Here is a 13,477-nt window from a genome sequence, read left to right as displayed (position 1 = left end):
ATTTTGAATTACAATAAATTCCCCCTTTCTAAGATAACAATAGCATCAGCTCCCGCACTGCTTCCATCAGATCTGCGAGTCTTTCCATAGGGTCGTTTTGCTTCTTCTTGATTGAATACTTCTTGCCAAGTTTGATCGGGTTGGCGAACTATAAATCGGATTTTGACATCTCCTGGTAAACTGCCATTAAACACTCGCTTATCAAGAATAAAGTTATACATTGGGGGATAAGTTATCAAAAAGCAAGCAGATTCATCAAAAAGTTTATCCAAAGCTTTAAGAACAGTATCAGGTGTTTCTTCATTTCCGGGTTGAGGAAATTTACCAATATGTTCAATTGTGGAAACAGACAAAACTTTTCTACCCTTCAAATCCACATTCATGATGGATAGTTTATCAGTTACGCTGGGATGTTTGTCGTAAGGGTCAATAATTTTCTCTACTCGAATAGGTCTCCAATAATTACAAGAAACAGCTCCTATTTCCCAAACATTTTCACCGGCCAAAGAAAGCCATTTATCTACAATGGATAACTCTACAGTCCGTTCTGTTCTGGGTTCTGGAGGAAAGCCACAATTTCCTCTGTGGTAGAAGTATTTGAGAGTATGACCTGCAAAATTAAAGTATTCCATATCTACAGATGAATCAACTATGCTTTTGCTATCAATATTCATGGGATTATCCTCGTTTTTTTCCAGTGTAGAGCTAGTTTTGTATTAGAAATCTGCTATTTTACGTGTGTTATTGCAGGATTAGCGACGTACCTTTTTGGCGACCAATCGAACCATAGGGCAGTATCTATCCCGTTTTCTTTCTTCCCACTTAGGGCCGCTCTTCGAGCTAATGATTTCAAATCCTAGTTGCTCGAGCATATCTCCAAGAAGGGCTGCATCAAAGCCATATTTGTGAACATTATACTCATAATCATTACCTCCAAACATTAGATAGTTGAAAAACTCTAAATCAATATGACCTTCAACAAGTTGCTGACACATCTCCCGAACATCAGGAACAACAATATCAATAATGCCTTCTACACGCACTAATTTACTCCATTCTTTCAGTACCTTTTTTACTTCAAATCGGTTGAAATGTTCCAAAATATGGGAAGCAAAAACTTCATCAAACTGCTCGTAAATTTCTTCGGGAAACTTTTTTGCATCGCAGACTATTTCGATATCATCTAGAGGACGAATATCGTGATGGATGTAGCCTGGTCGCGGCTTAGAACCAGCACCAATTTCAAGTTTTTTGGGGCTTTTATCGTCGGCTAGCTGGAAAATTAACGAATTATCTTGTGCATTCACGGTGACACCTCAAAATTTTATAGCTACGGTTATCAGTTTCTAAACTAAACTGGAAAGAATTAGCACTTATCCTCCCGACTCTATCGGTAGGTGTGCAATGCGGACCTTACTAGACGTAAGTTGCAATACTATTCGTAAAATCTACAATTGCTTCATGCAAACAATTAGAAAATCGCTCAAATGAAAAATTTTCGTTCATGTGAGCGCGACCTTTCTTTCCAATCTCGGTTGCCTGATCCTTGTTAGACCAGACATATCTCAAACATTTTTTAGCTTCCGGCAAATCAATTTCGTAGTAACTTCCACTATGGGAAGCTTTAAAGTTCTGACCAAAAGGATCGGAAATCTCGGAAACTAATTTTTCTTGTGTTGGCAGGCAAAATGCCACATCACTTGTTAAGTAATCAAGCATTGATGTGGATAAGGGAGCAATGACTGGCAAGCCGCACAGCATTGCTTCTGCTATAGGTAAACCCCAACCTTCTCCTCGGGTGAAAGAAACAAAGGCATCCGCTCTATTATAAAATCGATTCACCCATGCTGGATGAAGAGATTTGGTACTAAATGAACACATAGGAGGCTTCTTGTGTTCTTGGCTTTTCTTAATTAAGAAGTTACCGATTTCATCAGCTTTATCCCCCGGACAGTGCAGATGTAAGTTTACTTCTTCCCAGGAAAACTCTTGAAAAAATGCCTCAACAAGTAAATCAACTCCCTTTCTAAAACTGAAGCTTCCTACAAATATAAAACTAAAACAATCTGACCCTTCAGAGCGCCATCTTGGTACTGGTTTAAATATTTGAGAATCGACGGGTAGAGGGGTAACGTAAACTTTAGAAAAATATTTGCTGAAGACCGATAATCCACTACTAGAGGCAGTAAGGATAGCATCAACTTCTTTCATTGCTTTGATGTCTTGTTCGTCCAAGTCGGACTGATCGCAAAGAGTAAAAAACATACAGGGTTTTTGGTATTTTTTGAAGCTCTGAGGAGGCCCTATTTGTAAAATTAAATCGCAATTATCTAAATTTGTAGCACACTCTATCGATTTTAGTTCTTCTTCATAAATACCTTCATACTCCCATTGTTTATTGTTGTCAAGAATCTGAACTTGCAATCGTGGGTTGCGCGCAAGCGCTATAGCAAAACTCTGGGCTACATGACCATATCCAGAATAAATTCGATGTCTGCCACCGTCTATAATTAAAACTCGAATCTGCTTAGGCTCGTGAGTTGTTTCGGAGATTAAATCTTTTGATATTTGCTTGGTGTGTAACGTCTGCAAGGTTTTTAACTCCTAAATTATCATGTAATTATGTGAAAGCATGAGCTAGCAATCCCTCTCTTTTCTGTCTATACTCTTGAACCGAGTCAGGTTCCGGCATATTTCATATTATTTGTTATGACGCAAGTTGAAGGAGCTGATTGTAGAAAAGATTGTAAATGCTCAAAGCAGCACGTTTGGGTGAATATCTGGCTGCTGTTTCAATAGCATTTAACTTAAGTTGCAATAACACATTGCGATCTGCTTGAATCAGTTTACCAATACCCTTAATGCACTCCTCAATCGATGTTGTGTCAACGACTACAGAGTTAAAATCCGTGATAGCAAACTCATCGGTTCCTCCTTTATCGGGGACAACTGGAATGCAGCCAGAAGCCATTGCTTCTATAGCTGTACGCCCAAAAGCCTGGAAATCAGAAAGATCTAGAAATATATCTGAGTTCCGCAGCAGGGCAGCCACTTCGGATCGACTCAAATGAGGAAAGATAGTAGTATTTTCTGGAATCGGTATACCAGCAGATTCAATCAGACTCCGGTCAGAGCCAAAGATAGTAAAATGCACTTGATTTGGAAACAATTCGGATAAAATTTTAGCGACAGCTAATGTGCGACGGGGAGCGCGTCGGGCGGTGGTGAATCTTACCATCATAGAAATCTCTATACGAGAGTTTTCACTCTTCAAATGAGGGTAGTAAACTTGATGATCGATGCTGGCTTGAACTTTGTGAACCTTAACGGCATGATTGCGATCGACAATATGACACAACCAGTTGGTTTTGGCAAACCGGACAGCATGGGGAATCAGCGTATACGATTCTCGTGCTTCTTCCCACTCAGGGGTATCTATACAAGAAAATAAGGGTTCGTAATCTTGTATATAGTAAGCCGGCAAAATCTGGTGATTGTCTCTGACTAGCATTTCCAGCATTTTTACTGAGCTATAAGTCGTTGCACAGACAACAGAGAAATTTTTAGCTAAGTTTTTTAGGTCTGTTAAAGTTTGATAAGAGAGAGCAATTTGATCGATCTCGGGAATTTCGGTTGTGTAACTCTTTAAAAAGTCAGTAAAGTTAGATTGATTGACAGCTATTTTGACAGGGATGCCACAGCGATAAAGTGCTAAGGCTTCTTGCACGACTGAATGAGCGCCACCTCCACCGCCTCTGACGGGGAGAATAAATAAAAGTTTTGGGAATTCATCATTAAAATTTAACTTGACAGTAGGCTGATAATAGGGAATAGATTTAGCTCTATCTAGCTGACCATTCTGGGCTAAAGCTTCCTTTAATTTGTGATAAGCTGGAGAAAAGTTGGGGTCAAGCTCAAACGCTTGACGATAACAGCTAATTGCCTCTCCCCACTGGTCTTTTTTGCTGAGAAGTTCTCCTAAATTGTGGTAAACTTTGGCAGAAAAATCGGGTTTGATTTCAATAGCTTGACGGTAGGCAGCGATCGCCTCTTCTGTAAGTTCAAGTTGTTGAAGAGCTTCGCCTAAACGATAGTAGGCGGTAGGGAAATTGGGGTTGAGTTCGATCGCCCTACGGTAAGAGTTGCTCGCTTCCTTCCATTGCTTGAGTTGACTGAGGGCATTTCCTAAGTGATGGTGAGCTTTAGGCAAATCCGGTTGCAGCTCAATGGCTTGACGGTAAGATGCGATCGCATCCTCATATTTCCCTTGTTGCCGCCAAAGTTCCCCTAAACTGTGGTGACAGTCGGGGTTATTTGGGTTGAGTTCAATAGCTTGACGGTAGGTTGCGATCGCCTCTTCTATTAGTCCTTGTTGTTCCAGAGCTTCACCTAACCGATAATAGGCGGTAGGGAAATTGGGATTAAGTTCGATCGCCTGACGATAAGAGGCGATCGCTTCGTGCCACTTTTTGAGTTGTATGAGGACATTTCCTAAATTATTATGAGCTTTAAAAAACTTGGGTTGCAGCTCAATTGCTTGACGGTAACAGGCGATCGCTTCCTCGAATTGCTTGAGTTGAACAAGGGAATTTCCTAAGTTATGATAAGCTTTAAAAAACTTGGGTTGTAGCTTAATTGTTTGACGATAAGATGTGCTCGCCTCTTCATGTTTTTCTTGTTGTTGCAACAGCTCTCCTAAGCTGAAGTGTAACTCAGGAGTATTTGGATTAAGTTCGATAGCTAGACGGTAAGATGCGATCGCTTCAGGCAATTGTTTAAGTTTTACGAGGATATTTCCTAAGTTATTGTGAGCTTTGAAAAGCTTTGGTTGCAGCTCAATTGCTCGACGATAACAGGCGATCGCATCCTCATATTTTCCTTGTTGTTGGCAAAGTTCCCCTAAACTGTGGTGACAGTCAGGGTTATTTGGGTTGAGTTCAATAGCTTGACGGTAGGCGGCAATCGCTTCTTCAGTTTCTCCAAACTGTTTTAGAGCTTCGGCTAAACGATAGCAAGCAGTAGGAAAATTAGGATTAAGTTCGATCGCCTGACGATAAGAGGCGATCGCTTCGGGCCATTGTTTGAGTTGGCCTAGGGCATTTCCTAGGTTATGGTAAGCCTTAGAAAATTTCGGTTGCAACTCTATTGTTTGACGATAACAGGCGATCGCTTCTTCGTGTTGCCCCACTCGTTGCAAAACCTCCCCCAAACTGCGGTGAAACTCAGAGTTATGGGGGTGGAGTTCGATAGCTTGACGGTAGATAGCGATCGCCTCGTCTAGTTTACCTTCCCCTGCCAACTGTTTGCCTGTTTGGAAATTGGTTTCAGCCGTTTCTTGGTTAGTTTTTGTTGACATATACAAACCTCTAGTCGATATTTTTTTAGCGCAAATTATTAGTATTGATTCCTAGCGGCACGATATGTTCGCGTAGTTTAAGACGCAAACGTTCGAGAGCTTGATTATTTTTAATTTCCTCTGTCAAAGCTTTTACATTAATATCAGGATGCTTGGATTTGAATGCTGCCGAACCTTGTTTAGAAAGCTCTTGACGGCGTTCGTGTCCGAAACTTTTAGACTTAGAGTGATAGACGTAGGCATGATCGGCTATTGCGAGTTTGAACCCAGCTTTGCGAGCTCGAATTGAAAAATCATTCTCTTCTCCATAACCGTAGGGAAAGCTTTCTTCATCCAGCCAGCCTATGGCATCGATTACAGCTCTCTTAATCATGTAACAAAAACCATTAACAAAATTTACCGAAGGAAATGCTTTGTCGGAAACATTAGCCACTATATCACTCAGGCTTTCCAGCGAGTATCCTTCAGGAATATTGTTAATCATCCAGCCACCGTTTTTGTCAAATATTTCCGGAATAGATTGCCAAGATGCACAATTTGACAGAGGTCCTACTATGCCGATATTTTTTCGAGAAGTAGCACATTCAATTAACTTTTCAATCCACCCAGGAGTAACAATTGTGTCACTATTTAATAAAATAATGTAGTCACCCTTGCTGGCGCGCAGGCCAATGTTAGCTGCTTTGGTATAACCGCTAGCCGTCTCATTTCTAAACAAAGTAGCTACAGAATTCTCTTGAACCCACGACTTAAGAAAGTCTCTAGTTTCTGCTTGAGAACCGTCATCTACAATGAGCAATCGATAGTTGACCTTTGTGTGGAGTCTAATGGAAGTAAGACACTCTTTTACATCCTCGAAAGCATTGTGAACGCAGAGAACAATATCAACTCGCTCAACTGTAGATTTTGAGACCGGCGAGAATTTAAATGACAAGGGAATTTGTGAAGATTTATTATGAACCTTCCGCTCTCCACAAAAATCAATCAAATCCGCTTGCGACTGTACAGCGACATCTTCAAAGCCATCATTAATCTGGAGCATGGCTTTCCATAGCTGCAAATAAATTTCAAAGTCACCAGGCTTAAGTTGCAGCCCCATTTGATAAAATACGATCGCTCCATCCCTTTGTCCTTGTTTAATCAAAGCATTACCCAAACCCAAATAGAGCTTCGGATCTTTTGGGTTAACCTCCAGAGCCTTGTGATAGAGCTTGATATTATCTGGATTTTCTTGAATAGCTTGATTGTAATAACTAATAGCTTCCTTCGCAGATAATGGGCTGTGATTTCGCAGCGCATCGCCCAACTTTTCATACACGAATGGCAGATCGGACTTTAACTGAATTGCACGCCGATAAGCAACAACGGCCTCCTCCCACCTCTCCAACTCCACCAAAGCTTCTCCCAAATTATAGTAAGACCAATGGAAGTCTGGATTTAGATCGATCGCACTTCTATACGCTTGGACCGCTTCTTCCCATTTCTCCTGCTTAATCAGACTATCGGCTAAATTATTGTGAGACCAACAAAAATCAGGATTAAACTCAATAGCCAGACGATATGCAACAACTGCCTGATCTAACCTTCCTTGTGCTTGCCACATATCCCCTAAATTGTGGTGAACTTCCCACAGATTAGGCTGAAGTTCGATAGCTTTTTGATAAACTCTTACGGCTTCCTCCAACTCACCATTTTTAACAAGAGCATCCCCCAAATACTGATAAATTTCGGCTGAGTTAGAATCTAAATTTAAGGCTTTTTGATAGGAAGAAATAGCTTTTTCCCATTCCCCCTTTTTAGCCAAAGCCTTACCTAAGCTGTAATGAGGTTTGGCAGCATTGAAGTTAGCTTCCACACTTTGGTCAGAATGCTTGTCTCGCTTCCTATCCTGTTCCCCAAATTCCGAGACAGCCCTTTTTGAGAAAACCACTTTTGGATGCCAGACATCAGGAGGTTGTTGGTGCGATAATACGGATAAATCGGAAGAATTTTTTACTGGGAATGCAATGATGTTGGATTGGCTGCTCATACGCTTTACCTGTGGTAAGTGGAGATCATTGAATCAGTTGAATTTATTTTTCATCTACCTAGCGAGGTATCCGGAAAATTTCTAAGCTTTTGCTAGTTCAATGGCGCGGTTGTAAGCCTCGATCGCCTCATCAATCTCGCCTTTTTCTTGCAAAGCATCCCCTAACTTTTGGTGAACCTCCCAGATGTCCGGTTTCAATTCAATGGTTTTTTCATAACATCCGATCGCCTCATCCAACTGACCCCAACTGTCCAAAACATCCCCCAAACTTTGATAAGCTTGAACCAAATTGGGATTTAACTCGATCGCTCTCCGATAACAGGCGATCGCTTCTTCCCGCCGATCGAGACTTGCCCAAGCTTTCCCCAAGCCGTAATGAGGTGCATCGAAATTCGGGTTCAGATCGATCGCTTTTCGGTAAGCCGCGATCGCCTCTTCCCACTGTCCCCTAACGCTCAAAACCTCCCCTAAATTGTGATAAGCATCCGCATAACTCGGCTGCAACTGAATCGCCCGCCGGTAACATGAAATAGCTCGCTCCAACTGACCCAGTTCTAACAAAGTATTGCCCAGAGTAAAGTGTTCATCAGGCTTGGCCCAATTGATATCGAGAGTGAGAGCTTCATACCAGCATTCTGCCCCTGCTTGCGGCTGACCGGACTGCACCAATATCCTCGCTAAATTCCGGTAAGCAGATGCTAAATTAGGTTTAATTTTAATTGCTTGCTGGTAACAAGCAATTGACTTTTCCCACTGTTTCTGCTGAGCGTAAAGGCTGCCTAAATTAGCATGAATTTCAGCAAAATCAGGCTCGATTTCCAGGGCTTGAACGTACCAATACCTCGCCGCCTCTGCTTTTCCCATAGCTTGGGTAGCATTCCCCGCAATCTTGTAGGCAAATGCTGCATCCGGTTGGATTTCAATAGCTCGCTTGCACTCCGCGATCGCCTCTTCAAATTTCCCCTGGGCGTAATAAGATTCTGCCTGTTTGATGTATGTTTCTGCACTGACAGAATTGACGATCGCCACAGGTTTGCCGCTGTTACTATTACCGCTATCAAGTGCGGATAATGTTAAGCTTTCGGCAGATTTTGAATGGCCGTTATTCATATTGTTTGCTGGTGCCGGAGAAGCGATCGCATCCCCAACTTCCACAGCGGCAGCAGGTTTGTTACTGTTGCGATCGCCCTTTACCCGCGTCGCCGAAGCAACAGTATCACTTCCTAGATGAGCGGCTACCAAACCACTGTTGTTAAGTGCCGCGGCTTTCTCCAAACAGACAGCAGCTTCCTTTAATTTTCCTTGCTTTTTTAAAGCTATCGCCTGATTTTGGTAAGCAACAGTTAAGTTTGGATTTAACTCGATCGCGCGGCGGTAACACGCGATCGCATAAGTAATTTGACCTTGCTTAAACAAAAGGTTGCCCAATTTAAAATGCTGATCTGGCGATACCTTTTCCGGTTCCAAAGAATAAGCTTCGTACCAGCACTCGTTCGCCTCTTCCTGTTTGCCCTGCTGCCTCCACACCCTAGCCAAATTCCGGTAAGCTGGTGCTAAATTTGGTTGGATAGCAATCGCTCTTTGGTAGCAAGCAATTGCCGGCGATAGCTGTTTAGCTATAGCATACAAAGTGCCAAGATTTACGTAAATATCTGCCTCGTTAGAATTAATCTTGACTGCTTTTTTATAGCACTCGATCGCCTCTTCTGTATTCCCTTGCACTTGCAAAATCTTGCCCCACAGTTTGTAAGCAGCCACCGCATCTGGTTTGATTTCAATAGCTCGCTTGCACTCAGCAATAGCCGGCTCGAATTGTTTTTGAGCGCAATAAGATTCTGCCCGCTGAATGCAGTCATCAGCGGTTTCTGGTTGCCGAAAATCTGCCGTAAAACCGCTATCAACAACTGTCACAGCCGACAAAACATCAGGCGAGTTTTGAGTAGCAGGTGCAGAATCTTCCGAAAGGGCGATCGTATTTAACTGTTGCGGTACAGCAGGAATTGTTGTCGGCTGCTGCAACTGTACGCGAGGTTTTTCAGCGGAGATTGTGGAATCGATTTGCAAGGAATTAGCTGCAATATTTGTCCGCAAAGTAGATGTGTGGGGAGTCTGAGGTAACTCAGATTTCGGATTCAAACTCACAACTACTGTCTTGAACAAATCCCCAAAAATGTTAGCAGGTCGTTCAATTATCTTTCGATAACTAGCAACTTCTTCCTGCACCTTTTTTTGAGCTTTGAGAGCATTTCCTAACTGTTGGTAAGCTTCGTTTGAATTGGGGTTTAACTCGATAGCATGGCAGTAGCAGCGTATAGCCTGCGTTACCTGATTCTGCCTCAAAAAGTTATCGCCTAGATGAATGTGTTCTTCAGGAGTAGCCTTGGCAGGTTCCAGAGAATACGCTTTAAACCAGCACTCGTCAGCCTCCGATAGCTGCCCCATTTGCGTCCACACGCGAGCTAAATTTCGGTAAGTTGATGCTAAATTCGGTTGCAGGCCGATCGCTTTTTGGTAAAATGCGATCGCAGATTGCCACTGCTGTTCCTGAGCGTAAAGCGTCCCCAAATTAGTATAAGCTTCAGCAAAATCAGGATCGAGTTCAATGGCCTTAGCGTAGCAATTTTTCGCCTCCTCTACTTTGCCTTGAGCTTGCCTAGCATTACCCCAAATTTTATAAGCCCTCGCATCTGGTTTAACTTGGATAACTCGCTGGCAAGCCGCCGCCGCCTGCTCGAATTTCCTTTGACTATAAAATGCTTCTGCACCTTGAATGTAGACTTCTATATCGTCATGCTTGAAGGCTAAAATACCTTGAGTATTATTAGTATTTGGAGCTTTCACCTGATCATAATTTGCTTTTTGGTAACAGATTAAAGCCCGCTCCCAATTTTTCTCTTGGGTGTAGAGAGTAGCAAGATTAGTATAAACTTCTGCAAAATCCGGCTGAATTTCCAGAGCTTTCACGTACCAATGCTTTGCCTTAGCTAAATTACCTTGTACTTGACTGATCTTGCCCAAGGTTTTGTAAGCTGGTGCAAAATCAGGTTTCTGCTTCAGGGCTTGCTCGCAAGCAGCTACAGCATCGCTTAAGTTACCTTGTTCTAAATAAAATTCTGCCCGTTTTTGAAAATAATCGGCTGATTCTTGGTTCATAGTTGTTGTAGGATTTTTAGGGTTTTCAAGAGATATTAAATCTAGGGTGTCTTTTGAAGTAAATAGATTCGTCTCTTCCAGCATTTTCTTGAGAGACTTCAAATTGACTAAAATATCTTCAGTCAATGGGTTTTGATACATTAACTGTCGAATTGGGTAACAATTAAAGCTTTCTCCTATTACATAATAATGTGGAAGATTTAGCTGCTGAGAGATCGCCCAATAGTATTGCCTGATATAATTGGGAGAGACTAGCTCAATTACTTTTGTTCCTGCCCCACAAAAGATAATATTTGTCAGACCGCTGCCGTGAGGCGCTACGATAGCTTTGGCGCGAGAAAATAAGGCTATTTGCTCCTCCAAAGTCATAGATTCTAGTAGCACTGAAACAAAGCCAAATCCGCTTAAAAATTGGATGACCTGTTCTTCATTGATTACTCGCCGGTAGCTAGATTGGCTGCGGCTGATATAGATGCGTTCTGGATAAATATATTTGCGAACATCTCTCTCGCTTACCTGTGTATCTTTAGCGACACAGATGTTCGCACTACAGAGCTTCTGAAATTGTTTATTTAAAAAAACCCGCCTCAAAAACTCAAGCGCCTGCGGCGACAGCCAGCCCAAATATCCGGGAAAAGAGGGAACAATTAATTGTTTGGCTTGAATATAAGGATGGCGATCGCTCTCTATAATTTTATATTCAGGAATTCCTAATGCTTTCAGGGTTTCTCGCTGAAAAGGCTGCTGGCAACTATTAACCAAAAACCAATCTATCTCTTCCAGATTTATCCCCCAACGCTGCAGAACTTCAATCCGGGGCAAAATATCCACCATCCAGTGAAAATAGACATTTCCCGAAAGTCCAGCCAATACCGCCACCGTACCGTCTATCTTTTCTAAAGGTGGCAATTCTTCCGGTTTTAAATTCAGAAACCTGTGCTGAGTAGAATGTTGATTTTCGCATCCCGGCAACTCGCCCGGATATTCACGGGAAAGTTTGGGTAAAAGCCGATCGCCAGAATCGATAATAGCAATAGCATTGCAAATCATCCAAGAATTTTTCTGCGGTACAACCCAAGCCCGCCCGTTTGGGAGTGAAGTCACAAACGTTTCCGGCGACTCAACAGCAGTCTCTCCCTGCTGAGCACAAGAATATACGCCATTACCTAAATGCACAGGCTCGAACTGTTTGAAAATCCGCTTGAGACACCGCTGACAATCTAAGCCCTGACAGTCAGATTTGGGCTTTTTATTGCCGTTAACAGTGGAGGGGTGTTTCGTGCTTCCCAAGTGAGAGTCAGAGTCGCACTCCGACAGGGAATGAATTCCCTGTCTCATAGCTGAAGTCCTCTGAAGAGGAGTAAAACGCCAATCTTTAGTCCACTTTAGTGGGCTTTTGCTATTAGCCAGGGGTTTCAACCCCTGGCGGGCTGAGGGATAATGAATCAGCTTCTGTTTAAGAGGACTAAAACGCCGCTCTTTAGTCCTCTTTAGTGGACTTTCGTTATTAGCCACGGGTTTCAACCCTTGCCGGGCTGAGGGACAATCTCTCAACTCCTGCTGTTTTTTCAATACAGCCTGCAACTGTTCGGAAACATCCGAGCGATCGCCCGCCATTACCAGCACCAGGTGGTAAACTACAATCGCTGCCGAAAATCGTTTTTGCTGACTCAAGCAATCAGCCAGCCGCAAGTAAATATCCGCATTCTTAGGTTGAATTTGTAAAGCTTTTTGGTAATAGCTTTCCGCTTGTTCGTACCCGCCGTACTCGAATAAGGCGTTTCCCAAATGGAAGTAAGTCTCTGCTAAATCGATAAGCAATGATGAAAGATGAAGCGGATTTTTAGCAAGAGTAGAAATGGCGTAACCCGAGCCGTCCTTTCCTTGAAGTTGCTTCAGAAATCGCACACAGGCTATTTGAGAGCGATCGAGTTCATTAAGTTCTTGTACGGAAGTCAACCGCATCTCTACTTGGCAGCAAAAACCATCAACAAACTCGCTTTGCAGAGCAATCGCCTTTTGCCAACATAGCATTGCCTCAGCTAAATTGCCTTGTGCCATCAAAGAAACGGCCCGATCGCTGTATGCCGAAACCAGATCTGGATCTTTGCTAATTACCAACTCAAAACATTCTATTGCAAAAGTATGCAGCCCCAATCTTTGGAATGCTTTGCCCAAATTGTAACGGGCCATGACTAATTCTGGCTGCAACTCGATCGCCCGGCGGCAAAGGGCGATCGCATCCTCTGGCTTCCCCAGTTGTAACTGAGCAATACCTAAATTATTGTACAGAGTAGCATCATCGGGGGCCACAGCTATTCCCGCTTGAAAAACCACAATTGCTTCCTCAACTTTGCCCTCCTGCACCAGAAGGCAGCCCCAATTGCTGTAGGCATTTACCGCGTAGGATAAAAGAGCTGGTTGAGAGCTTTTTTTCCAGCAAGATATCGCTTGCTGGTAACTGTAAATCGCTGCTTCTATCCTGAGTTGCTGGTGAACGGCAACGCCGATATTGTAGTGAGCTTTAACGTCATCTGGATTGACAGCCAGTGCCTGCCTGTAGCTGCCAATCGCCCCTGTAAAATCCCCCTGCTCTTGCAGAACTCTACCCAAATTGTGCTGCAATTCGGGGGTGTTTTTTCCGAGAGCCAGCGCCTGCTGGTAGTGAAAAGCAGCATCTTCTATCTTTCCCGCGCGATCGCACAGCCAACCCATTTTGGCAAAAGCTTCTACTAAATTGGAATTTTGTTCCGTCCCTTGGGTGCTGAGCATACTTAATTAAATTAGTAATTTTAAAAGGTAAATTGCAACCGCTAGCTGTAACTGACATCAGGGACTCAAGTGATTAACAAGCTTTCTGACTTTTGAAGCCCCATCGCTTATTTTTTTGTGAGCTTTGAGCCAGCCGATAATGTTTAAATTATATTAATGATAGATCC

Annotated in this window: 6 protein-coding genes; all 6 read right to left on the bottom strand. The window is 42.8% G+C overall.

Annotated features, from left to right (window positions below):
• Window positions 1-8 precede the first annotated feature (8 nt).
• Window positions 9-674 carry a hypothetical protein gene (locus tag NDI35_RS13235; protein ID WP_445313135.1) on the bottom strand — a complete coding sequence of 222 codons (666 nt, stop codon included), beginning with the start codon at window positions 672-674 and terminating at the stop codon, window positions 9-11.
• 78 nt (window positions 675-752) lie between these two features.
• Window positions 753-1,307, bottom strand: coding sequence for a class I SAM-dependent methyltransferase (locus tag NDI35_RS13230; RefSeq protein ID WP_445313134.1), 555 nt, complete (start codon window positions 1,305-1,307; stop codon window positions 753-755).
• Between the two features lie 109 nt (window positions 1,308-1,416).
• The gene (locus NDI35_RS13225) at window positions 1,417-2,592 is read right to left on the bottom strand and encodes a glycosyltransferase family 4 protein (protein ID WP_445313133.1); all 1,176 of its coding nucleotides are present in this window, start codon (window positions 2,590-2,592) and stop codon (window positions 1,417-1,419) included.
• Window positions 2,593-2,707: 115 nt separating this feature from the next.
• Window positions 2,708-5,356 carry a tetratricopeptide repeat protein gene (locus NDI35_RS13220; protein WP_445313132.1) on the bottom strand — a complete coding sequence of 883 codons (2,649 nt, stop codon included), beginning with the start codon at window positions 5,354-5,356 and terminating at the stop codon, window positions 2,708-2,710.
• Window positions 5,357-5,381: 25 nt separating this feature from the next.
• Complete coding sequence (locus NDI35_RS13215; RefSeq protein WP_445313131.1) at window positions 5,382-7,385, bottom strand: tetratricopeptide repeat protein; 2,004 nt, start codon at window positions 7,383-7,385, stop codon at window positions 5,382-5,384.
• A gap of 81 nt (window positions 7,386-7,466) precedes the next feature.
• The gene (locus NDI35_RS13210; RefSeq protein WP_445313130.1) at window positions 7,467-13,310 is read right to left on the bottom strand and encodes a tetratricopeptide repeat protein; all 5,844 of its coding nucleotides are present in this window, start codon (window positions 13,308-13,310) and stop codon (window positions 7,467-7,469) included.
• Window positions 13,311-13,477 lie beyond the last annotated feature (167 nt).

The sequence above is a fragment of the Microcoleus vaginatus FACHB-2002 genome (assembly GCF_040004035.1).
Taxonomy (GTDB): Bacteria; Cyanobacteriota; Cyanobacteriia; order Cyanobacteriales; family Microcoleaceae; genus Microcoleus; species Microcoleus vaginatus_C.
The sequence above is the reverse complement of the archived record's forward strand: the minus strand, read 5'-3'. Positions and strand labels throughout refer to the sequence as shown.